Origin of the sequence: Burkholderia alba (assembly GCF_034721475.1) — a bacterium.
In the GTDB taxonomy this organism is placed as follows: Bacteria; Pseudomonadota; Gammaproteobacteria; order Burkholderiales; family Burkholderiaceae; genus Burkholderia; species Burkholderia alba.
Map to the genome: position 1 here is coordinate 57,821 of NZ_JAWJWL010000004.1, position 23,558 is coordinate 81,378.

Genomic DNA, 23,558 nt, shown 5'->3' on the forward strand with positions numbered 1-23,558 from the left:
CGACGGCACGTTATGCGCGTACCGCCCCTCGAAAACCCCGAAAACTACCACCAATCCCGCGTTGTCACAAAAAAAACACGCCCGTGTCGCGCAAACGGAACACATTCGTGCGGCGGGCACCGGCACGCGGTCCGTCGCCGGGAAATGGGCGCAATTTTATCGGGTTATCGCCGCATGTCCATCCCCGTCGGCGGCCCGCGCCGACCGAACGGACCCCCTACCCTAAATTTATGCGCGGCTGGTTCGTCTTCTGATTGAACGCCGGCGCATGCCGCGCCCGTCGCGATCGTTCCGCGCCGCCTCCAGACAGACCGCCCAGCCGATGAACAGCGATCCGCTTGCCGCCCGTCCTGCCTCGTCCCACGGCCCCGCCGCGTCCGCCGGACCGCGCCGCTGGCTGTCGTTCGCCGGCGCGGGCGCGCTCGTCGCGGTCGGCTACATGGATCCCGGCAACTGGGCCACCGCGCTCGCGGGCGGCGCGAGCTACGGCTACCGGCTGCTCGGCGTCGTGATCGCCTCGAGCCTGATGGCGATGCTGCTGCAATGGCTCGCGTCGCGGATCGGCGTGGTGTCGGGACGCGACCTCGCGCAACTGTGCCGGGAGCGCTACAGCCGCCGCACGACCCTGCTGCTGTGGATCACGGCCGAGATCGCGATCATCGCGTGCGACGTCGCCGAGGTGGTCGGCGCGGCGGTCGCGCTGCAACTGCTGCTCGGGGTATCGCTGACGGTCGGCGTGCTGCTGTCGGCGATCGGCACGCTCGCGCTGCTGGCGCTGCAGCGGCGTGGCCGGCGCACGCTCGAGGCGGCCATCACGTCGCTGATCCTGTTCGTCGGATTGTGCTTCGTGATCGAGGTGGCGCTCGCGAAGCCCGACTGGCGCGCCGCGCTCGCCGGCACGCTGCCGCCGCCCGAACTGCTGCGCGATGCCGGCATGCTGTGGCTGGCCGCCGGCATGCTCGGCGCCACCGTGATGCCGCACAACCTCTACCTGCACTCGACGCTGGTCCGGCATCACGCGCCCGCGCGCGACACCGCCTCGATCCGGCGCGCGCTGTTCGGCGTGAATCTCGACACGTTCGGCTCGCTGTCGTTCGCGTTCGTCATCAACGCCGCGCTGCTGATCGTCGCGGCCGCCGTGTTCCACGCGAGCGGCAATACCGGCGTGACCGACCTCGCCGACGCGCACCGGCTCATCGCGCCCCTCGTCGGCAGCCGCTGGGCGGGCATCCTGTTCGCGGCGGCGCTGCTCGCCTGCGGATTGTCCGCCACCGTCACCGGCACGCTCGCCGGGCAAGCCGTGATGGAGGGCTTCCTCAAGCTGACGCTGCCGCGCTGGCAGCGCGCGCTGCTCACCCGTTCGCTCGCGATGGGGCCCGCGCTCGTCGCCGTCGGCCTGTACGGCCAGCACGGGTCAAACCAGTTGTTGGTGGCAAGCCAGGTCGTCCTGAGCCTGCAGTTGCCGCTCGCGGTGATTCCGCTGATCCGCCTCGCCTCGGACCGCCCGCTGATGGGCGACTGGCGCGTCGGCGGCGCGCCGCTCGCCGCCGCGTGGGGCTGCGCGGCGGTCATCCTGCTGCTGAACGGCGCGCTGGTCTGGCAAGTCGTCATGGGCGGCTGAATTACAATGGGCCGACCGCGGGCCCGCCGCCCGCGCGTGCGCCGTCGCTGCGGCGTGCCATGTCCACACCTCGTGCCCATCGCCCGCCCATGCCTGTTCGCTCCTCTGTCCGGCCGTCCCCTCGCCTTGCCTTGCCGATTTCCGGCATCCGCCGCGCGACGCGCGCGTTGTGGACCGCCATCGCGCTCGCCGGCGTCGCGACGTCCGCGCATGCCGCCGTGTCGCTGCTTCAGCCCGCCCGCGAAGCCGTGGCGAGCGAACCGCTGACGCTCACCCTGCTCTATTCCGCCGACGACGGCGCGCCGCTGACCGTTGCCGCGCCCGCGGCCCTGGACGTCACGCTCGCGGCCGGCGAAGCGCCTCCCGTGCCGGTATCGCTCGCGCGCGACGCCGGCGTGCCGGACCGCTTCGCGCTGCGGCCCGGCGAGTACCGCAAGGTACGCTTCTCGGCGCGCTGGCCCGACAGCATGCGCGGCGCGGTAACCGTCACGCCGGTCGGCTTCGATGCGTCGCCGGCGCTCGTCACGCTCGATCGCGGCCCCCGTCAGGCCGCGATCGCGCAAGCCGAACATGCCGGGCAGCGGGCATCGACGCCCGCCGAGGCCGCCGCGGCGTCGGCGGCGCCCGGTGCAGCCGCGGCGCCGCCGCAACCTGCCGGCGATGCGCTGCTCACCGCATCGCGCGGCTGGCTGTCGCACATCGCGTACTACGAGCCGATGTACTTCGGGGTCGGCACGAACGGCGACACCAGCGCGAAATTCCAGTTCAGCTTCAAATACCGGTTGCATCTGCCCGACGATCCCGCGTCGCGCGGCCTGCTCGACAACCTGTATTTCTCGTACACGCAGACATCGATCTGGGATCTGTCCGCCGATTCGAAGCCGTTCCGCGACACGAGCTACAAGCCGCGGCTCTTCTACTCGGTCGCCGACACCGGATGGCGCAGCGCGTGGTTCACGCGAATGGGCATCGCGGCGGGGATCGGCCACGAATCGAACGGCAAGTCCGGCGCGGATTCGCGCAGCCTGAACATCGCGTTCGTGCAGCCGACGTGGGAATTCGGCAATCTGGACGACTACCATCTGCAGATCTCGCCGATGCTCTATTACTACCTGGAAAAGAGCGAGAACCGGGATATCGCCGACTACCGAGGCTATATGGACCTGCTGGTGAAATACGGCAGCCCCGACGGCTGGCAGCTCGCCACCACGCTGCGCAAGGGCACCCGGCACGGGTACGGCAGCATCGACACCCAGTTGACCTATCCGCTCGCGAAGCTGATCGGCAGCGCGTGGGGCGGCTATCTGTGGATCGGCTATTTCAACGGCTACGGCGAGGATCTGCTGGACTACAACCGCCGCCAGCACTGGATCGCCCGGGTCGGCGTGAGCATCGCCCGCTGAGCCCGCGCGAATGCGCTAACATGGCGGCGTTGCCGCCCGGCAACCGCTGCTCGTTCTTCACCGTCTCACCGCATCCGATCGACCCGATGGCCTCCAATCTTCACGACACGCCCGACAGCCCCTGCATCGGGGTCTGCTCGACCCTGTTCGACGACGTCTGCAAGGGCTGCGGCCGCACGGCGATCGAAGTATCGAACTGGGTGTTCATGAGCGACGCGGAAAAGCAGGCCGTGTGGGCGCGCATCAAGCGCGAAGGCACCGCGATGCGGTTCCAGTACGACAAGCCGTAAGGCCCGACCGGCGCAAGCCGGCGGGTCGGATGTCGCGATGCGCTCCAGCCGGAGCGCGGCATGGGCGCCGCTTGAGCCGCTCTCCTCTTCACCCCGCCGCCTGTCCGGCGCGTGTTGCTGCTCCGCGTCTGGCGGTTGCCTCCGGTTCGCCGTTCGCCCACGCCCACGCTAACGCCAGCCGGGCGGTTGCGCTGTTGCGCAACGCACACGCGGGCCACCTGTCCGATGCCGGACGCCTGCCGGACATCGGTGCGATCCCCCTTTGTCCGTTCCGGGTTCGTCGAGTCCGGCCATGCGCGCCCATCCGCCGGCAATCACACCGGTATTCGATGAGGCGCGGCGCCGTCCAATCCGCCGCATTACTTCCGTATGCGCGCCGATCACGTTAATTCAATCCCAACAAGAATCAATTCAATCCTTTGAATTAATCACACCGAAAATTTTTCAATCTTCAATTGACATTATTTTTACAATCAATCACACACCTTCCCGTCTCTTCTTATATCGAGATATTTTTTATTCAATTTCCTCACAGAAATCCATTCGATAAATCAATTCATGAAACACTCGATTTCCGGCAAATTCCCCCATAAAAGTACATTTATTGACTATCCGAGATTTTCTTAGTCAAAGTCCTTGTCAATCTCATAAAAAATAGAATCAGTACGATATCCAAACCAACGTCGTCATTAATATTATCTTTTCACTCGAAATCAATTTAATTTCGAGCCGGGCTTTACGCGGAAAATCGTAAAGCAATGTGTGGGACGAGGTCTGGAAATCGCCTCGCTCACGTTTTGTCCTTTCGACGAAATCGATCCCAATGAAAAGAAATATCAATCAAATCATCGTCGCCGGCGTCATCGCGGCAGTCAGCACAACCGCGTTCGCCGACTCGTTCGACATCAAGATCAGCGGCAAGGTCAAGCCGGGAGCCTGTACGCCGGTACTCGTGGGCGGCGGCATCTTCGATTACGGGAACATCGGCTCGGCGGAACTCAGCCCGACCTCGCACACGCTGCTGAAAACGATGTCGGACACGCTGACCATCACCTGCGACGCAGCGGCGCGCGTCGCGCTCAAGGTCGTCGACAACCGCGCGGGAACCGGCGCATTCTCCGGCAACATCGCCTTCTTCGGGCTTTCGGTCCCGCCGATCATGCATCACGGGCTCGGCACGGCATCCAGCAAGAACATCGGTGCCTATGCATATCGTTTCACGCCGGGTTCGTTCCAGGCGGACGGCGTGGCGGTCGACTCCATCTACTCCAGCACCTCGGGCAGTACCTGGGGCAGTTCCAACGGCTTGGCCAACCCGAGCGACACGAGTCTCGAATCCTGGTCGAAGAAGGGGCAATCGACGCCTGTCGCCGCGAAGGTGTTCACTGGCAAGCTCGAAGTACAGGCCGCGATCGACAAGACGACCAATCTCGACATGAGCCAGGAAATCGACCTCGACGGCCTCGCTACCGTCTCGCTCGTCTACCTGTAAGCCCGCGCGTCAGCCGCGATCGCTCGCACCGCGCCGCCTCCGTCACGCGGCGGCGCGGTGCCCCCACTCGTCGTCGATGCGGCCGCGCCGCGCACCGCCCTCCATGAAAACGCTCCCTTTCTCACACCGCGCCGCCCCCTTCGCGGTCAGTCTTGCCGCCGTTCTGTTCAATCCCGGCCTCGCCCATTCGATGGGCATGGTGCCCGACACGACAATCGTCATCGTCGACGAAGCGGACGGCGAAGGATCGGTCGCGATCAGGAATACCGACAACGCGCCGGCGCTGCTCTACACCCATCTCCACCCGATTCCCGAGGATCCGGCGGATCGGCTCGTCGTCACGCCGCCGATGGCACGCGTCGAGCCCGGCGCGCGGCAACTGGTCCGATTCGTGCTCGATGTCGACGCCCCGCTCAAGACGCAGCACCTGAGCCGCGTCACCTTCGAAGGCATCCCGCCGAAGCGCGCCGGCAGGAACGAGATCAGGACCGTCGTCCAGCAAGATCTGCCGGTCTTGATCCAGCCGCGCGATCTCCCGCGCAATAACGCGCCGTGGACATTGCTCAAGTGGTCCGTACACGATGGCGAGCTGACCGTGAACAACGGCAGCCGCTACGTGGTCCGCCTCGAACAGAGCGTGCAGTTGCTGCCCGGGCAGCACGTCGTCGCCCTGCCGAAGCCTTACGTCCTGCCCGGCGAGACGCTCAGGATCACGCTCGACGCACCGGTTCCGGCGCGGCAGGTCCGGATCTTTCCGGCGACGGTCTACGGCTATTCGGTCGAGCACCACGACGCGCCGCTGGACGACGTGACGCCGCGCTGAACGCTTGCACACTATCTCGCAGGTCGAGCGCCACCGCCGTCATGGCGTACTGGTGGCCGCGCTGCTCGCTCCCATCTGCTCCGCCGCCGCGCCGGACGAAACCGCTGTCGGCGCGGCGGCGGATTCGCCGGCATTCGACATGGGGGCCCTCTCGGCGCGCGGCATCGATGCCGGCGCCGCGCGCTACTTCCAGCGCGCAGCGCGCTTCATGCCTGGCGTCACGTCGATCCAGCTGCAAGTCAACGGCAGGAGAAAAGGCCGGGCCGACGCCCGCTTCGACGCAAACGGGCAACTCTGCGCGACGCCCGACCTGCTGCGGGCGGCCGGTCTTGCGATACCCGCCGGCCTGCGCGACGATGCCTCGCCGGCGTCGCCCCCATCCGCCTCCGAGTGCGTCGATTACCCGCGCGCGTATCCGGCAGCGCTCATTACGCTGCATCCCGACACGGGAACCGTCGCCTTCATCGTGCCGCCGGAAGCGCTCGACACCCCCCCGCGCCGCGCCGTCGATTTCACGACCGGCGGCATGGCCGGACTCGTCAACTACGACGCGCTGTCGATGGTGACGCGCGGCCCCGCCGGCACCGCGCAATACTGGCAGGCCGCAACGGAACTGGGATTCAATGCCGACAGCTGGATCGTGCGCAGCCGCCAGATCACGACATCGCAAGGCGGCGAAACACGCTTCGATCATCAGTCCGCGTACGCGCAACGCACGTTCGCATCCCGCGAGACGGTTCTGCAGGCCGGCCAGATCAATCCGCGCTCGACGCTGTTCGCGATCGGTCCGCTCTACGGTCTCCAGCTGTTTCCCGACGATGCGCTCGCGGCGCCGCCGGAGTCCGGCGCGATCGTCACCGGTATCGCCCGCACGCAGGCGCGTATCGAAGTACGCCAGCTCGGCGTGCTGATCCACGTCTCGGAGCTTCCTCCCGGGCCTTTCACGCTGCGCGATCTGCCGCTCGTCAGCGGCAATGCGGATCTGGACGTCACGATCGTCGAAGCGACCGGCGCGCCGCAGCGCTTCGTCGTGCCGGCGGCGGCGCTCGGCCCGAGCCGGCTCGGCACCGCGCCGGGACTCGCGCTGGCGGTCGGCCGGCTGCAGAACCAGAACGACATGCGCGCACCGTGGCTCGCCACCGCGAGCCGCGGCTGGCGGGTCGGCACGCGCGTCAATCTGAACGCGGGCGTGCTGATGTCGGCGCCCTATCAGGCGCTCGCGGCCGGCGTCGAGGGCGTGCCGCTCACCGGCATCCAGGCTGCGGCCCAGGTCGCCTTCACGCGCGCGACGGACGGCTCGAACGGTGCGCAAGGCAGCCTCTCCGTGGGCAGCCAGTGGATGTCGGATCTCAACTTCAACGTATCGGCGAGCCAACGCTCCGCCGGATACCGAGAGCTCGGCGACGCGCTCCAGCAACCGGGCGCATTCGCGCCGTCCGCCCGCGCGCAATACACGGCAGGCGCGGCCTGGCGCCATGCGACGCTCGGCAATGTCGCGTTCAACTACACCCGGGCGATGGTGTTCGATGGTTCGGGGACGCAGCGCGTCACAGCGTCGTGGACCCGCTCGTTCGGACCGACATCGGTCTCGCTGAACCTGAGCCGCAGCATCGGCAACGGCACGTCCGGCGGGGAACAGGCCTACCTGAGCGTCAACGTGCCGCTCGGCAGGCGCAGCATCAGCACGTACGCGAACGTCTCCGGCGCCGATGCGCGGTTCGGCGTCCGGTACGCCGATCGGGTCGGCCGATACAGCCACTACAGCATCGCGAGCGACTACGACAGCGACCGACGGCGGGCGTCGATGCGGGCCGCGCTGAGCATGACGCCGCGCCGTGCGCAACTGGGCTTGACCGCGAGCACCTACGGCGCCGCCGGCTCGACGTTGACCGCGAACCTGCGCGGCGGGGTCGTGGTAGACGGCGCCGGGCCGCTGTTGTCGCCCTACGAGATTCGCGACACATTCGGCGTCGCGCGAGTGGCCGATCAGCCCGGCATCGAACTGTCGACGCCCGCGGGGCCGGTCTGGACCAATCCGGCAGGCCGCGCGGCGATCGCATCGCTGCCGGCGTACACGAGCAGCCACATTGTCGTCGCGACGAAAAGCCTGCCGCGCAATGTCGATCTCGCGAACGGCCTGCAATCCGTCGATCCCGGACGGGGTTCGGTCAGCCGGCTCGAATTCTCGGTGCAGCGCGCGCGGCGCATCCTGCTCGCCGTCAAGCTGAACGGCGGCGAACCGCTGCCGAAGCTCGCCTCCATCGTCGACGAGGACGGCCGCTTCGTCACCGTGTCCGCGGACGGCGGCCGCGTCATGCTCTCCGGCCGGCAATGGGCGGTCCCGCTGCGGGCTGAGCTGCCGGATGGAACGGTGTGCCGCGTCACCTATGCGCTACCGGATGCGCAACCGCAGCAGGTCCGCTATTACGAGCGGATCGATGCGCGGTGCGTGCTGTAGCGCGCATCCACCGGCGCTTGCGCCGGACGAGCCGTCGCGAGGAGAATCGACACCGTTCGGCTGCGCCGGCACAAGCAAGCCCGGCGTCGACGAGAATCGGCCATCCCGGCCGGCTCGGCGCCGCGCCGCCGTCCTCCGCGACTATAAAAAAAGCGGCATGCAGAACGCCATGCCGCCAACCCCAACACTTTGATCTTCCGTTCCACGCGCGCCGCTCAGAACTTCATCCCGACACCCACGCCCAGAATCAGCGGATCGATATGCAGACGGCCGAGCGGCTGGCCGCCCATCGTCGCATCGGTGTGCATCCAGATCTTCTTCAAGTCGACGTTGACGAACATCTTCTTCGTCACCTGCACGTCGACCCCGAACTGCAGCGCGGGGCCGAAGCTGTGGTTGTTGACCGAAATGCCCTGGCCGCCCGCGTTCAGCCCGTTGTTGTAGAACAGCGTGTAGTTGATGCCGGCGCCGACGTAGGGCCGCACCTTCCCCGCGTGATTGAAGTGGTACTGCAGCAGCAGGGTCGGCGGCAGCACGTTCACGCCGCCGAGATGGCCCAGGTTCGAATTGATCTGGTGGCGCGACGTGCCGAGAATCAGCTCGATGCCGAGATAGTCGCGAATCATGTACGTGAAATCGAGCTCGGGCACGATCGCGTTGTTGACGCCGACGTTGAGCGCGGACAGCGTATTGCTCGCGCGATCCTGCGGCATGATGCTGATCGCGCGCACCCGCGCGATGATGTCGCCTTGCGAGATGCCTTCGCCGGGCGAAGCTGCGTGCGACAGCGAAGGCATCAGGGCAAGGCTCGCTGTGCCGGCAACCGCGGCGATGCAAGTACGAATCGTTTTATGCATGTTGAAAACCCCCTAGGAACAGGCTCGATTTTCCCGGGGTGGTTCCGTTTCCATATTGACGGCCGTCAAGCCAGCGAGAACGTGGGGCGGTTTGCCGCAGGCTCGGGTGCCGTGCCGGTCAGCAGCAGATCGAGCAGGTCCCTCACGCTGCGGATCGCCCGGCCGAACGGCAAAGGCTCGCGGCCGCGAAAGAACAGGCCGTTCGCGACATCGCCGCGCAACGCGGCCGCGAGCCGCGTATCGATGCAGAAATGCCCGAAGCGTTCGATGCCGTCGCGCAGGCCGCAGACGTTCAGGCATTCGAGCGCCGTCGGGCAGCGCTGCTTCAACGCGCCGAGCTTCGCGCGGATCCGCGTTTCGTGGCGCAGGTAGCGTTCGAGCCAGGGCGTCTTCACGGCCCGCGCGGGCAGCCCCGTGACGCTGATGAACTCGACGATGTCGTCCGGCCCCGCGTCGGCCAGCACGCGCTTGAAGTTCGGATGCGCATCGCCCTCCTCCGTCACCGCGAACGGCGTTCCCACCTGCACGCCGTTCGCGCCCGCGGCGAACGTCGCGCACACCGCCGCATGACTGTTGATCCCGCCCGCGACGATCAGCGCGATCCGCTCGCGCTCGATGCCCAGCGTCGCAAGCGTCTGCGCGATCTCGTCGAGCACGCGCGCGAACCCGAAACGCGGATCGTGCATGTCGTCGAGATGCGTCACGCCGAGATGACCGCCCGCATGCGCGGGATGCTCGATCACGACGGCATCGGGCAGGCGGCCCTTCTTCATCCACTTCTTCAGCACGAGCGCGACGCCACGGCTGTCTGACAGGATCGGGATCAACGCGATGTCATGGCCCCGCGTCATCTCCGGCAGATCGAGCGGCAGCCCCGCGCCCATCACGATCGCATCCGCACCGAACTCGCACGCGACCTGCACGTAATCGACCTGCGCGCTCACGGCCTTCATCACGTTGACTGCGATCATGCCGCGCCCTTCGCTCCAGCGTTTCGCCAGCTGGATCTCGCGGGCCAGCGCCTCGCGGTTGGCGGCTTCGAGCGTGGCGCGATCGGGCTGGCTCCGGCATCGCTCGATCAGGTCGGTGTGGTGATGGCGCAGATCGATGCTGGCGATCGTGCCCATCGCGCCTTCGCGCGCGACGCTGCCGGCGAGCCGGTGGGCGGATACGCCGACGCCCATCCCGCCCTGAACGACGGGCAGCAGCGAACGGCCGCGAATCTCGAGCGGCGCAAAGGAAGGGGGTACGGTCATCGGAACCTCTCGAATACGACGAAGAAAGAGTCCGATGATCGGCGATTGGGCGCCGCGCGCCTTGACGACGGTCAATAAGGAAACGGCATGCGCGGTTCCCCGGGCATGCCGTTTTGACGCAGGGCGCGCGCGCCGTTACGCCGGCTTCTGCACCTTCAGCTGCAGCGACTTGTACTCCAGGTACTCCTCGAGCCCGTACACGCCGTTCTCGCGGCCGTGGCCCGATTGCTTGAAGCCGCCGAACGGCGCGGCCGCGTTCCACATCGCGCCGTTGATGTCGACCTGGCCGGTGCGGATGCGTCGCGCGACCCGCAGCGCGCGCTCGTCGCTGCCGGCCCACACCGCGCCGCCCAGTCCGTAGGGGGAATCGTTCGCGATCCGCACCGCCTCGTCCTCGTCCCGGTAGGTGATGATCGACAGCACCGGTCCGAAGATTTCCTCCTGCGCGATGGTCGCCTTCGGCGCGACGCGGCCGAACACCGTCGGCTGGACGAAGAAGCCCCGGGTCAGGCCCGCGGGCATGTCCACGCCGCCCGTCACCAGTTCCGCGCCTTCTTCGACGCCGCGCCGGATGTAGTCCCGCACGCGCTGCTGCTGCGCGGCCGACGCCAGCGCGCCGAGACGCGTCGCATCGCTGCGCGGATCGCCCGCAACGTAGGTTTCGGCGGCGGCCTTCGCGAGCGCGCGGGCTTCGTCGTAGCGCGCTTCGGGCACCAGCATCCGGGTATGCGCGGAACAGGTCTGGCCCGCGTTGAGGAAGCATGCGCCGACCGTGCCTTTCACCGCCGCCGGGAAATCCGCGTCGTCGAGCAGCACCGACGCCGACTTGCCGCCCAGCTCGAGCGCGACGCGCTTCACGGTTGCCGCCGCCACCTCCGACACGCGCTTGCCCGCGCGCGTCGAACCGGTGAACGACACCATGTCGACTTCCGGGTCGCTCGCGAGCACTTCGCCGACCACGGGCCCGTAGCCGCACACCATGTTGAACACGCCGGCCGGCAGCCCGGCCGCGTGGATCGCCTCGGCCAGCACGAAGGCGTTGAGCGGCGCGACCTCGGAGGGCTTCAGCACCACCGTGCAACCGGCCGCGAGCGCGGCGGCCACCTTCAGCGTGACCTGGTTCAGCGGATAGTTCCACGGCGTGATCGCCGCGACCACGCCCACCGGCTCGCGCACGATGAGCGAATGGCCGACCTGCGCCTCGAACGGGAAAGTATCGGCGAGCTTCGCGTACGCGCCCCAGTTGTAGATCGGCCCCGCGACCTGGATCGCGCGCGACAGCCGGATCGGCATCCCGACTTCCCCCGTGATCAGCTGCGCCAGTTCCTCGCCGCGAGTCTTCAGTTGCTCGGTGATCTTGCGCAGGTAGCCCGCGCGTTCGGCCGGCGGCGTCGCGGCCCAGCCGTCGAACGCGGCGCGCGCCGCGGCGATCGCGGCCTTCGCGTCGTCGGCTTCGCCGGCGGGAATGCGGCCGATCACCGCTTCCGTGCCGGAATCGATCACGTCGATCGTGCCGCGCCCGACCGGGGTGCGCCAGGCGCCGTCGATGTAGAACTGTTCGTAACTTTTCATCGTGCTGATCCTGTCTCCGTGGAAGCGGCCATTCTACCGAGTGCGGTGCGAGTGTGCGATCGCTGCCGGAATGCGCGCCCGCCGGGCACTCGCCGGCAACGCGCCCGGCATTGCGCCCGCTTCGCCGCCGAGGCGGGCACGCGTCGTTCTATCCGGCTTTCATGAAGCCGCGATGACGCGATTCTCATTTGGCGCTCATCTCCGCGGAGCGGCGCATTCCTAGGATCGGGACTTCATTTCATCCCGGGACCCCCTCGTCAGCGCCTTGATCCAGCGTCGCCCAACCGGTCGGCGCTCGCCATTCTCAATCATCATCCGTGTGGAGCATTTCATGAAAAACCGTCGCGTCATTCCGCTCGCCTCGCTCGCCCTGCTGGGCGCCGCGAGCACGGCCCATGCGCAATCCAGCGTCAGCCTGTACGGCCTGATCGATACCTCGCTGACCTACGTCAACAAGGCGAATGCGAACGGCGACAGCCAGATCGGACTCGGCAACGGCAACCTGCTCGGCAGCCGCTGGGGCCTGAAAGGCTCGGAAGACCTGGGCGGCGGGCTCAAGGCGATCTTCACGATCGAAAACGGTTTCAATCCGAATACCGGCGCGCTCGGCCAGGGCGGCCGGATGTTCGGCCGCCAGTCCTTCGTCGGTCTGGAAAGCGACCGTTACGGGACCGTCACGATCGGCCGCCAGTACGATGCGCTCGCGGACGTCGCGTGGCCCGTCACCGGCGATTACTACTTCGGCAGCGTCTACGCGACGCCCGGCGACGTCGACAACTACGATACGTCGTCGCGCACCAGCAACGCGATCAAGTACACCTCCCCGACCGTGGCCGGCTTCCAGTTCGTCGGCATGTACGCGCTCGGCGGCGTCGCGGGCAAGACCGGCTCCGGGCAGACCTGGTCGGCGGGCCTCGCGTACGGCAACGGCCCGCTCAGCCTCGCGGGCGGCTACTACTACGCGGCCAACGCTCAACCGACGCCGGGCACGCTGCGCACGACCTGGGGCGGCACGTCGGACGGCACCTTCGACGGCTCGCTCGTGAACGGCGGCTACATCTCGGCGAAATCGATGGGGATCGCACGCGCGGCCGCGCAATACGTCGCGGGGCCGTTCACGTTCGGCATCGACTACAGCAACGCGCAGTACAAGCCGGATGCGTTCTCGTCGTTCCGGGCGACGCAGAAGTACAACACCGGCCGCGGATTCCTCAACTATCAGGCGAACGCCGCGCTGCTGGTCGGGGTCGGCTACAGCTACACGAAGGCGAGCGGCGATACGGGCGCGACCTATCACCAGGTGTCGGCGGGCGCCGACTATCTGCTGTCGAAGCGGACCGATTTCTATCTGGTCGGCGCGTGGCAACGTGCGAACGGCGTGCAGCGCACGCTAGACGGCGGCACGCAGCAGGCGCAGGCGTCGATCGGATCGTATGGATATGGCGGCAAGAACACGCAGAGCGTGGTGGCGCTGGGGATGCGGCATCGGTTCTGAGGCGCGGGCGCCAGCATGCGGCGACGCGCGAATCTTCGGCACGCAGTTGGCGAAGATTCGCCGGCCGGCCCCGTCAGAGAGACGTGGGCAGGCCTGTGAAGCGTTCGAACATGCGCACCGTGCCGTTGCGGTATTGCGCGTCACCGAACGGCCGGTAGCCGAGCTGCGACGCCAGCGCGAGGGATGCCGTATTGTCGGGATTGATGATGCAGACGGTACGGGGCGGCGCGAAGCGCTGGTCGAACCACGCGTGGGCGGCAGCGGCCGCCTCTTTCGCGTAGCCCTTCCCGTGCGCGGCACTGACGAGCGCCCATGCCGCTTCCGGCGCGGGATCGAACGTGGGGCCCAGGCCGCGGTGGAAATCCGCGAACCCGGTCTCGCCGAGCAGCGCCCCGGTCCGCTTGTCGATGATCGCGAAAATGCCCGAGCCGAACAGCGTCCAGTGTCCGGTATAGCGCAGCAGCCGGTTCCACATGTCTTCGCGGGAGATCGGCTGGGCGCCGACGAAGCGAAGCACGATCGGGTCGGAAAACATCGCGCACCAGGCGTCGAAATCGGAAAACCGATGCTGACGGAGCAACAGACGCTCGGTTTCGATCACCATGCCGGACGGACGCTCCATGATCATGCGGGAGGACAGGATGCCGGCTGCCGTCGCGACGGCAGCCGGCCGGGGGACGCGCTTACGCCGCGCCCTGGCTCGTCAGGAAGTCCTCGTAGTTGCCGCCGAAGTCGTTCAGCGTGCCGTCGGTCTTCACTTCGATGATGCGATTGGCCAGCCCGCTCACGAACTCGCGGTCGTGCGACACGAAGATCAGCGTGCCCTCGAACTTCTCGAGCGCGATCTGCAGCGACTCGATCGACTCCATGTCCATGTGGTTGGTCGGCTCGTCCATCAGCAGCACGTTGTGGCGGCCGAGCATCAGCTTGCCCCAGATCATCCGGCCCTTCTCGCCGCCCGACAGCACCTTCACCGATTTCCGGATGTCGTCGGCCGTGAACAGCAGGCGGCCGAGCGTGCCGCGCACCATGGTTTCCTCGTCGCCGTCCTGGCGGTACTGGTCGATCCAGTCCATCAGCGTGACGTCGTCCGGGAATTCCTCGTAGGTGTCCTGCGGCATGTAGCCGGTGTTCGCGTTCTCCGCCCACTTCACGGTGCCGTGATCGAGCGCCAGCTGGCCGCGCAGCGCGCGCAGCAGCGTGGTCTTGCCCGCGCCGTTCTCGCCGATGATCGCGATCCGCTCGCCCGGCTGCACCGACAGGTTGAAGTTCTGGAAGATCGTGCGCTCGTACTTCTTCGTGATGTTCTCGGCCACCACCGCGATGTTGTGCAGCTTCTTCTCGAAATCGAAGCGGATGAACGGATTCTGCCGCGACGACGGCTTGAATTCCTCGATCTTGATCTTGTCGATCTGCTTCGCGCGGCTGGTCGCCTGGCGGGCCTTCGACTTGTTCGCCGAGAAGCGGCGCACGAAGTCCTGCAGTTCCGCGACGCGCTCCTTCGCCCGGGTGTTCGCCGCGGCCTGCCGCTCGCGCGCCTGCGCCGACGCCAGCATGTAGTCGTCGTAGTTGCCCGGATAGACCTTCAGCGTGCCGTAGTCCATGTCGGCCATGTGCGTGCACACCGAGTTCAGGAAGTGACGATCGTGCGAGATGATGATCATCGTGGAGTTGTACTCGTTGAGCGTGCTCTCCAGCCAGCGAATCGAGTTGATGTCGAGGTTGTTGGTCGGCTCGTCGAGCAGCAGCACGTCCGGCTTCGAGAACAGCGCCTGCGCGAGCAGCACGCGCAGCTTCCAGCCGGGCGCGACCTCGCTCATCGTGCCGCTGTGGAATTTTTCGTCGATGCCGATGCCGAGCAGCAGCGCGCCCGCGCGCGCCTCGGCATCGTAGCCGCCGTATTCGGCGAACTTCGCCTCGAGCTCGGCGGCGTGCATGTAGTCGTCGTCGGTGGCATCCGGGTTCGCGTAGATCGCATCGCGCTCGCTCATCGCGGCCCACATTTCGGTGTGGCCCATCATCACGACGTCGAGCACGCGCACGTCCTCATACGCGAACTGGTCCTGGCGCAACTTGCCGAGGCGCACGTTCGGTTCGAGCATCACGTTGCCGGCGCTCGACTCCAGATCGCCGCCGAGGATCTTCATGAAGGTCGACTTGCCGCAGCCGTTCGCTCCGATGAGACCATAGCGGTTGCCCTCCCCGAACTTGACCGAGATATTCTCGAACAGGGGCTTGGGCCCGAATTGCATCGTGATGTTGGCGGTAGAAAGCACAGCGTAGCCCGTTAAGAGGTAGATCGACGGAAAACCGGATATTTTAGCAGGTGTCGGTGAAATGCTGGGCGACAGCGCGGCAATCACCCGCGGACGCCCGTGCAGCATGCGGTCGGCGCCGTGCGGCAACGCGCGCCGGATCCCCGCGCGGGCCGGACAGGCGCCTCCGTTCCTTTCGGGGTCGGAATCGATGCCGGATGAAAACAATCCGCTCCTGCCGGTCCGTGCCGTATCCCGGCGCGAGGCCGGCCGCGCCGCCTACTTCGCGGCCGCGGCCTTGCGGCCCGGCGGCGGCGCCTTGGGCGGCGCCTTCAGCTGCGCGAACATTTCCGAGCAGGGCACGCCCTTGTTGTTGCTGGGCGCAATCAGCGGGATCAGCGCCGCGAACGGATTGATGAGGCCGAGGCCCACCATCGCGCCCGCGCGCAGCGCCAGCGCGCCGACGTTGACGCCCACGTCCGGATTCTTGAACGTCCCCTTCACATAGAGCGGTGAGCGCAGCGAGAACACGCGGAAGCCCTTGGTCTGCGGATGGATCGACATGTCCATCGATTCGTCGCGCAGGTTGACCGTGCCGTCGACGCGAATCACTGCGTCGTCGGTGTCGAGCGCGAACACCTTCGCGTCGAGTATCCCATTGGTGGCGACGAAATCGACGGCCGCGCAGTTGATCTTCACGTCCTTGCCGCCGAACAGCTTCTCGTAGACGACGTTCGCGACGTTCAGGCCCGCGGCTTCCATCAGCAGGCGGCTGATCGCGCCGTTGGTGACGAGCGCCTTGATTTCGCCGTTCGAGGTGGCGGCGAGCGCCGCCGGCGAGTTGCCGGTGGCCGACAGCGCGGCGTCGCCGTTGATTTCGCCGAGCGCCGATTGCATCACCTTCTGCGTCGAGAACAGCTGCTTGAGCTTCAGGTGGCGCGCGGCCACCGAGAACTTGCCCTTCAGCGGCGCGCTGCTGCCGTCGAGCCGCGCCTCGGTCGACAGCGAGCCGCCCGCGACGCCGAACTTGAGCGGCACGAGCGACAGCACACCGTCCTGCATCACGATGTGCGTGTAGAGATCGGTGATCGGCAGATCGGCGTTCTTGACCAGCTTCCTGCCGGTGAATTTCACGTCGGCGTCGAGCGCGCGCCAGCGGTCGGTCCGGAAGGTTTCGACCGGCAGCACGCGGCTGGACGGCTGTTGCGTCGTGTCGCCCCGCTGCTTCTTGCTGGCGGCGGTATCCGCGCCGATGATCGGCGCAAGATCGGAGAACTGGAGCAGGTTCGACACCAGCTCGCCCGACAGCAGCGGGCGCGGCGTGCGCTGTTCGTATGCAAGCGTGCCGTGGAGATCGCTGCCGCCGACGCGGCCGTTGAAATTCTCGTAGCGGAACGTGCTCGCGTTGCGCTTGAAGCGGCCGATCAGGCGTCCTTCCGTTGCATACGGCGGCGTATCGGGCAGCGTCACGCCGGTGAGCGCGTACAGATGCGACATGCTCGCGCCCTGCAGCCACAGGCGCAGGTCGATCGCGGCGAGTTGGGTCGGGTCGGTCAGCGTGCCGACGATCGCGAGGCGCGTGTCGCCCGCCTTCACGTCCGCCTGCAGCGGGAACGGGCGCGATGCGTCCTGCAGCGCAAGCACGCCGCCGAGCTTGCCGGTGCCGTCGATCGGCACGCCCTTGTAGCGGCCCTTCACGGTCAAGCCGAACGCATAGCTCGGGCCGGCCGGCTTCGCCTGGACGCCGGAGCCGGCGGCCGGCGCGGAAGCCTGCGCCGTCGCCGCGCTCGCGGCCGATCCGGGCGCGGCGACGGCCGCATCCGAGGCACCGGACGCAGCCGATGCCATCTCCGATTTCGCCTTCGCGGTCAATTGCGCGGCGCCCTTCTTGCCGACGCGCTGCGCCGACGCCGCGCGCGACGTCTCCTCCTGCTGCTGCAGCACGTCGCCGAGCGGAATCGGCTGGCCGAGCGTGTCGATCGCGACCGTCAGGTCGGCCTTGGCGATTGCGTCGCGGTAAGCGACCGTGCCCTTGGCGAAACCGAAGTTGCGCAGCTGCACCTTCCACGGCGACGGCTGCGCCGATTGCTTGAATTCGAACGTCCAGTTGTTGCGCCCGTCGGCGAGGCGTTCGATGTCGAGCGCGGGATTGACGAGCGTGATCGACGGGATCACCACGTCGTGCGCGAGCAGCGGCAGCACCGCGAGATCGAAGCGGGCTTCGTCGAGCGTCGCGAAATTGGGGGCCTTGGCCCACGCGGGATTGCCGACCACGATCTGGGTAGCCGACACGCTCGGCCAGGGCACCCAGGCCCGCCAGCCGGTTTCGCCGTCGGGGCGCCGCCAGCCGACGCCGAGATCGCCGCGGATGTCGAAGGGGCGGCCGATCGCCGTGCTCACCTGTTCGTTGACCCACGGCTTCGCGCGGTTCCAGTCGAACGTGAAGATGAAGATGTCGAGCGCCACGATCAAGACCGCGACGATGCCGGCGATCCATGCAGCCGATTTGCCGATAGCTCGGGAAAGCGTCATGCCGGTTCCGTTGTTGTTCTGGGTAGCTTGCCGCCCGCGCCGCCGGCCGCGAGAAAAGTACGCGCCATGCCGCGCAACGCCGGGCAAGGTCGTTATTATGACGCACGGCCCATCGCCGCCCCGCCCCATTTACCCTTTTTTGCATTTATGACAGGTAACGGCCTGATCGATGCCCGGCGCATCACCCGCAAGGACGCGTCCAGCGGCAAGACGCTTCTGGCCCCGACCGATTTCACGCTGGCGGGCGGCGAGCGCATCGCGATCACCGGCCCGTCCGGTTCCGGCAAGAGCGTCCTGCTCCGCGCGCTGGCGCTGCTGGATCCGCTGAGCGGCGGCACGATCCTCTGGCGCGGCCAGCCGATCGCCCGCGCGGCGATTCCGCGCTATCGGCGCAGCGTCGCGTACCTGCGGCAGCGTCCGGCGCCGGCCGAGGGTACCGTCGAGGATCTGCTGCGCTATCCGTATTCCCTCGCCGTTTATCGCGATCTGCGTTTCGACCGCGCGCGCGTCGCGGATCTCGCCGCGCAGGCCGGGCGCGGCGCCGATTTTCTCGCGCAGGCGGCCGCCGAGCTGTCGGGCGGCGAAGCGCAGATCGCCGCGCTGCTGCGCGTGCTGCAGCTCGACCCCGACGTGCTGCTGCTCGACGAGCCCACCGCGGCGCTGGATCCCGAGTCGACGCGCGCGATCGAGACGCTGGTGGCCGCGTGGTTCGATGCCGCGCCGGCGGCCCGCGCGTATCTGTGGATCTCCCACGACCCGGCGCAGGCGGCGCGCATCGGCCCGCGCTGCCTGACCATGCGCGCGGGCGTCCTGTCCGCCGCGACGGAGGCCGCGCGATGAATTCCGTGCTGCAGGATCTGAGCCTCGTCGACGTCGGCATCGCCGCGGCGCTGGTCGCGATCAACGGCGCGCTGTCGCTCGCGTTGTCGCTCGGGCTCGGCCGCAAGCTCGCGTGGGCGGCCTTGCGCACCGTGGTGCAATTGCTCGCGATCGGTTACGTGCTGGGCTGGGTATTCGGCCACGCGCGCTGGTACGTCGTCCTGCCGCTGATGGCGCTGATGACGCTGATCGCCGGCTTCGCCGGCGCCGGACGCGGCAAGCGCACCTACGCGGGCCAGCGCGCGGACAGCATCCTGTCGATCTGGTTCAGCAGCTGGTTCGTCGCGGCCGTCGGGCTGTTCGCCGTGATCCGCATCCATCCGTGGTACGAGCCGCAGTACGCGATTCCGATTCTCGGCATGATCCTCGGCAACACGCTGACCGGCGTCTCGCTCGGCATCGAACGCATGACGGAGGAACTGACTGCGCGCCGCGACCGCGTCGAAACCGCGCTCGCGCTCGGGGCGACCCGCTGGGAAGCGGCGCAGGACGCGGCGCGCCAGGCCGTGCGGGCGGGCATGCTGCCCACCCTCAACCAGATGGCGGTGGTCGGCGTCGTGAGCCTGCCGGGGATGATGACGGGCCAGGTGCTCGCCGGGCAATCGCCGCTGCAGGCCGTGCGCTACCAGATCGTGATCATGTTCCTGATCGCGGCCTCGTCGGCGCTCGGCACGGTCGGCTCCGTGCTGCTCACGTATCGGCGGCTGTTCTCGCCGGAACATCGCTTTCTCGCATCGCGCCTGGTCGAGCGCGACCCGAAGCAGAAAGCCGGATAGCGCACGCCGCCGTCCGCCGCACGAACGCCGCGAGTCCGGCGGCGGCACGCCTCGCACCGCGCGGCGTACCCGCCGCGTTCAACGCTTGATCGACACCGTCACCTTCGTGCCGTCGCTCATCGTGGCCGTCTTCGACCCGCCGCTCGTCGAGATCGACAGCCACTTGACCTGGCTCACCGTCACGTCGTTCGGACATTGCAGCGTCTTGCCGCCGACCGTCACCGATTTCTTGCCGTTCGGCACGCTGGCCTGGAAGCTCATCTGCACGTTCGCGACGCCCTTGCTGTCGACCGACGGCGCGAGACGCACCTGCGTCTGCCGCACCATCGCGCCGTTTTCGTCGCGCGGCAGCGAATCCGCTCTCGGACACCCGTCGGGCATCGGCACCGCGCCCGAAGGAGGCACCGACTTCCAGTTGAAATCGTCGGTCTCGCCGGAGCGGATCTTGCGGGTTTCCTGGGCATTGCCGAACTGCTTCGAGTCGACCTTGACGGTGTACTGCAGCTGCCCGTCGTTGCCGCCGAGCAGGCTCGCCTTGATCGGCGGCGCGGCATGAGCGCCGGTACTCAAGAGGACGGCCGCCGCCGCGGCGGCCCATGACGCGGCGACTGACGTATTGCGTTGGCCCATGCTGACCTCCTGATGAGGCGGCGCCGCGCGAGCGGGCCGCCGGGTTATCGATGCATGATGCGATGTCAGTCTAACGCCAAGCGGCGCGCATTGCGCTCGGCGCGCATCGGGTGTTACCCCGCTTGCGTTCGGCGCGCCGATGCGCCGTCGCCGCTCGCGCCGCCTCCGCGCGATAGGGGGCCGCGCCGGCTCAGAAGCCGCTCAGCACGAGCTTGCCGATCGCGCGACCGCCTTCGAGCAGCTGATGCGCGCGCCGCACGTTATGCGCGTCGATCTTGCCGAGATGCTCGCCGACCGTCGTGCGCAGCGCACCCGCGTCGACCAGCCGCGCGACCTCGGTGAGCAGCTTGTGCTGCTCGATCATGTCGGGCGTGCCGAACATCGAACGCGTGAACATGAACTCCCAGTGGAATGCCGCGCTCTTCGCCTTCAGCAGTTCGACGGGCACCGGCTGCTCGTTCTCGACGATCGTGCAGATGCCGCCTTGCGGGCGGATCACGCCGGCGGCCGCCGGGAAATGACGATCCGTATCGTTGAAGATCAGCACGTAATCGACCGATTCGTAACCGGCGGCCTTCAATTGCGCGGACAGATCGCCGAAGTGATCGACGACGTGATCGGCGCCCAGTTCGCGCACCCATTGCGCGGATGCGGGCCGCGACGCCGTCGCGATCACGTCGAGCTTGCCGAGCCGCTTCGCGAGCTGGATGCCGATCGACCCGACGCCGCCCGCGCCGCCGATGATCAGCACCGACTTGCCCGCGTCCGCGCCCTGCGGCGACACCTTGAGACGCTCGAACAGCGCCTCCCACGCGGTAATCGCGGTGAGCGGCAGCGCGGCGGCCGCCGCGAAGTCCAGCGTCGCGGGCTTCAGCGCGGCGATCCGCTCGTCGACCAGGTGATATTCGCTGTTCGCGCCCGGCCGCGTGATGCTGCCCGCGTAGAACACCGGATCGCCGACCTTGAAGAGCGTCGCCTCCGGGCCGACGGCCGCGACGGTGCCGGCGGCGTCCCAGCCCAGCACGCGCGGCGCGGTTTCGGTCTGCGGCTTCGGCGCGCGGACCTTGTAATCGACGGGGTTGACCGAGATGGCCTCGATCTTCACGAGCAGATCGCGCCCGGCGGGCTGCGGCGTCGGCAATTCGACGTCAAGCAGCGCTTCCGGGTGATCGATCGGCAGATAGCGATACAGTGCAACAGCTTTCATGGCGGGCTCCTGGGGGAATGGCGAACAAGCATCGAGGGGGTGAAAACGCATGCCTGCCATCGTAGATCGCCCTATCATCAATAAAAAGCGCCATACTCCCTGAAACATTTTCTTGATTTTCCGAATAATGACGTCCGCACCTTCCCCCTCGCCCGACAAGCCGCTCGATCTGCTCGATGTCGCGCTGTTCGTGCGCGCGGCGCTGCTCGCGAACGTCTCCGCCGCGGGGCGCGAATTCGGCGTGTCGGCGGCGGTGGCCAGCGCGCGGATCGCCCAATTGGAACGCCAGCTCGGCGCGCGGCTGCTGCACCGCACCACGCGTCGCGTGAGCGTCACCCAGGACGGTGAAGTGTTCATGGAACGCGCGCAGCGCCTGCTCGACGCCGCCGATGCCGCCCGCGCCGCGGTCGGACGCGCCCGCGCCGAGCCGCACGGGCGGCTCCGGGTCTCGATGTCGTCGTCGTTCGGGCGACAGCACGTCGCGCCCGTGATCCCCGCCTTCCTGCGCCGCTATCCGGACGTCTCGCTCGAGCTGCGGCTGTCGGACGAGGTCGTCGACCTGGTCGACGACGGAATCGACGTGGCGGTGCGGCTCGGCGCGCTGAAGGATTCGTCGCTGGTCGCGCGCAAGCTGGCCGTCAACCGGCGCGTGATCTGCGGCTCGCCCGCCTACCTCGCCGCGCACGGCACGCCGCGCCACCCGGCGGATCTCGCGCGGCACGAATGCGTGATCCTCGGCGACCAGCGCGACTGGTCGTTCGCGACCCCGACGGGGCCGCTGACGGTGCGGGTCGACGGCCGGCTGGTCGCGAGCAACGGCGAGGCGATCCGCGAAGCGCTGCTCGACGGCTTCGGCCTCGCGCTGAAGTCGACCTGGGATGTCGGGCCGCACCTGCGCGACGGCACGCTCGTCGCGGTGCTCGGCGATTACCCGCTCGCCGATACGGTCGCCATCTGGGCCGTATATCCGAGCCGCGCGTTCGTGCCCCTGAAAACGCTCGCGTTCATCGATTTCCTGGCCGCGCACTTCGGCGATCCGCCGTACTGGGACCGGTTCAGGGATCCTCCGGATGCCGCCTGACACCGGCGCGCGCGGGCCGAGCGGCTACAATAGCCGGCTTGCCGCCATGCGCGCCGCCGAGCCCTTCACCCCCCCTCGTCCATGACCACGAATCTCGTCATCCAAAGCCCCGCCCCGCTGTCCGACGCCCATCACAAGCCGCTGTTCGCGCTCGCCCGCGGCGTGCGCGTGGTATCGCTCGACGCGAACGCGATCCGGATCGAAGGCGCGCATCCGGCGCAGCGCCCCGACATCGACGCCTACTGCGGCACGCACGGCCTCGACTACGCGTTCGTCGACGGCGGCACGCGGCTCGCCGACTTCAGCCTCGTCGCAATGGACATGGATTCGACGCTGATCACGATCGAGTGCATCGACGAAATCGCCGATTTCTGCGGGCTGAAGGCCGAAGTCGCGGCAATTACCGAAGCGTCGATGCGCGGCGAGATCGCCGACTTCAACGAAAGCCTGACGCGCCGCGTCGCACTGCTGAAGGGCCTCGACGCGAGCGCGCTCGAGCGCGTCTACGACGAACGCCTGCGACTGTCTCCCGGCGCCGAACGGATGCTGGCCGGCGTGAAGGCGGCGGGCATGAGGACGCTGCTCGTCTCGGGCGGCTTCACGTTCTTCACCGATCGGCTCAAGGCGCAGCTCGGCCTCGACGACGCGCACTCGAACACGCTCGAGATCGTCGACGGCAAGCTGACTGGCAAGGTGCTAGGCGAGATCGTCAATGCGGAGGTGAAAGCCCGCACGGTCCGCGAAACCTGCACGGCGCTCGGCATCGAGCCGGGCCGCGCGATCGCGATGGGCGACGGGTCGAACGACCTGAAGATGATGGCGGCCGCGGGCTTCTCGGTCGCGTTTCGCGCGAAACCGGTGGTGCGCGACGCCGCGAGCGTCGCATTCAACCACGTAGGCCTCGACGGCTTGCTGCGGCTCTTCTGAGCGG

Annotated in this window: 19 protein-coding genes; 11 read left to right on the forward strand and 8 right to left on the reverse strand. The window is 67.7% G+C overall.

What is annotated here, in order from left to right; all coding sequences use genetic code 11:
* Positions 1-322 precede the first annotated feature (322 nt).
* The 6 genes from RZR99_RS05285 (at position 323) to RZR99_RS05310 (ending at position 8,087) form a co-directional block, all read left to right on the forward strand.
* Positions 323-1,621, forward strand: a complete 1,299-nt coding sequence (locus RZR99_RS05285) for an Nramp family divalent metal transporter (protein WP_323118689.1) — start codon at positions 323-325, stop codon at positions 1,619-1,621.
* A gap of 89 nt (positions 1,622-1,710) precedes the next feature.
* Positions 1,711-3,024 carry a phospholipase A gene (locus RZR99_RS05290; RefSeq protein ID WP_323118690.1) on the forward strand — a complete coding sequence of 438 codons (1,314 nt, stop codon included), beginning with the start codon at positions 1,711-1,713 and terminating at the stop codon, positions 3,022-3,024.
* An 86-nt stretch (positions 3,025-3,110) separates the two neighbouring features.
* Positions 3,111-3,314 carry a DUF1289 domain-containing protein gene (locus RZR99_RS05295; protein ID WP_323118691.1) on the forward strand — a complete coding sequence of 68 codons (204 nt, stop codon included), beginning with the start codon at positions 3,111-3,113 and terminating at the stop codon, positions 3,312-3,314.
* A 760-nt stretch (positions 3,315-4,074) separates the two neighbouring features.
* Complete coding sequence (locus tag RZR99_RS05300; RefSeq protein ID WP_323118692.1) at positions 4,075-4,806, forward strand: DUF1120 domain-containing protein; 732 nt, start codon at positions 4,075-4,077, stop codon at positions 4,804-4,806.
* A gap of 103 nt (positions 4,807-4,909) precedes the next feature.
* Positions 4,910-5,629, forward strand: a complete 720-nt coding sequence (locus RZR99_RS05305) for a fimbria/pilus chaperone family protein (RefSeq protein WP_323118693.1) — start codon at positions 4,910-4,912, stop codon at positions 5,627-5,629.
* Between the two features lie 4 nt (positions 5,630-5,633).
* Positions 5,634-8,087, forward strand: coding sequence for a fimbria/pilus outer membrane usher protein (locus RZR99_RS05310; RefSeq protein WP_323118694.1), 2,454 nt, complete (start codon positions 5,634-5,636; stop codon positions 8,085-8,087).
* Positions 8,088-8,302: 215 nt separating this feature from the next.
* Here RZR99_RS05310 and RZR99_RS05315 read toward each other — a convergent pair whose 3' ends face one another.
* From RZR99_RS05315 to RZR99_RS05325, 3 genes are all read right to left on the reverse strand, one after another.
* Positions 8,303-8,944: an OmpW/AlkL family protein gene (locus RZR99_RS05315; RefSeq protein WP_323118695.1), complete on the reverse strand. Its 642-nt coding sequence runs from the start codon at positions 8,942-8,944 to the stop codon at positions 8,303-8,305.
* 65 nt (positions 8,945-9,009) lie between these two features.
* Positions 9,010-10,200 (reverse strand): NAD(P)H-dependent flavin oxidoreductase, encoded by a 1,191-nt coding sequence (locus tag RZR99_RS05320; RefSeq protein WP_323118696.1) that lies wholly within the window; start codon positions 10,198-10,200, stop codon positions 9,010-9,012.
* 135 nt (positions 10,201-10,335) lie between these two features.
* Positions 10,336-11,772: an aldehyde dehydrogenase family protein gene (locus RZR99_RS05325; protein ID WP_323118697.1), complete on the reverse strand. Its 1,437-nt coding sequence runs from the start codon at positions 11,770-11,772 to the stop codon at positions 10,336-10,338.
* A 331-nt stretch (positions 11,773-12,103) separates the two neighbouring features.
* On the opposite strand from RZR99_RS05325, the gene RZR99_RS05330 reads away from it, so the two are divergent.
* Entirely contained in the window at positions 12,104-13,267 is a 1,164-nt protein-coding gene (locus RZR99_RS05330) for a porin (protein ID WP_323118698.1), read from the forward strand.
* 73 nt (positions 13,268-13,340) lie between these two features.
* On the opposite strand, the gene RZR99_RS05335 is transcribed toward RZR99_RS05330, so the two are convergent.
* The 3 genes from RZR99_RS05335 to RZR99_RS05345 all read right to left on the reverse strand — a co-directional run bounded on the left by RZR99_RS05335 (position 13,341) and on the right by RZR99_RS05345 (position 18,054).
* Positions 13,341-13,889 (reverse strand): GNAT family N-acetyltransferase, encoded by a 549-nt coding sequence (locus RZR99_RS05335; RefSeq protein ID WP_323118699.1) that lies wholly within the window; start codon positions 13,887-13,889, stop codon positions 13,341-13,343.
* Positions 13,890-13,950: 61 nt separating this feature from the next.
* Entirely contained in the window at positions 13,951-15,543 is a 1,593-nt protein-coding gene (locus tag RZR99_RS05340; protein ID WP_323118700.1) for an ABC-F family ATPase, read from the reverse strand.
* A gap of 258 nt (positions 15,544-15,801) precedes the next feature.
* A complete protein-coding gene (locus RZR99_RS05345) occupies positions 15,802-18,054 on the reverse strand; it encodes an AsmA family protein (RefSeq protein WP_323118701.1) in 2,253 nt (750 codons plus the stop codon).
* 147 nt (positions 18,055-18,201) lie between these two features.
* Between RZR99_RS05345 and RZR99_RS05350 the strand changes: the two genes are divergently transcribed.
* Positions 18,202-18,894, forward strand: coding sequence for an ABC transporter ATP-binding protein (locus RZR99_RS05350; RefSeq protein ID WP_323118702.1), 693 nt, complete (start codon positions 18,202-18,204; stop codon positions 18,892-18,894).
* Positions 18,891-19,709 (forward strand): ABC transporter permease, encoded by an 819-nt coding sequence (locus tag RZR99_RS05355; RefSeq protein ID WP_323118703.1) that lies wholly within the window; start codon positions 18,891-18,893, stop codon positions 19,707-19,709. The genes RZR99_RS05350 and RZR99_RS05355 overlap by 4 nt, the downstream gene beginning before the upstream one ends.
* A 78-nt stretch (positions 19,710-19,787) precedes the next feature.
* Here the strand turns inward: RZR99_RS05355 and RZR99_RS05360 are convergent, their stop codons facing one another.
* Positions 19,788-20,339: a DUF6013 family protein gene (locus RZR99_RS05360; RefSeq protein ID WP_323118704.1), complete on the reverse strand. Its 552-nt coding sequence runs from the start codon at positions 20,337-20,339 to the stop codon at positions 19,788-19,790.
* Positions 20,340-20,529: 190 nt separating this feature from the next.
* On the reverse strand, positions 20,530-21,546 hold the full coding sequence (locus tag RZR99_RS05365) for a zinc-binding alcohol dehydrogenase family protein (protein WP_323118705.1): 1,017 nt from the start codon (positions 21,544-21,546) through the stop codon (positions 20,530-20,532).
* Between the two features lie 127 nt (positions 21,547-21,673).
* On the opposite strand from RZR99_RS05365, the gene RZR99_RS05370 reads away from it, so the two are divergent.
* Positions 21,674-22,627 carry a LysR family transcriptional regulator gene (locus tag RZR99_RS05370; RefSeq protein ID WP_323118706.1) on the forward strand — a complete coding sequence of 318 codons (954 nt, stop codon included), beginning with the start codon at positions 21,674-21,676 and terminating at the stop codon, positions 22,625-22,627.
* An 81-nt stretch (positions 22,628-22,708) separates the two neighbouring features.
* Positions 22,709-23,554, forward strand: coding sequence for a phosphoserine phosphatase SerB (gene serB, locus RZR99_RS05375; protein ID WP_323118707.1), 846 nt, complete (start codon positions 22,709-22,711; stop codon positions 23,552-23,554).
* Positions 23,555-23,558: the final 4 nt, after the last annotated feature.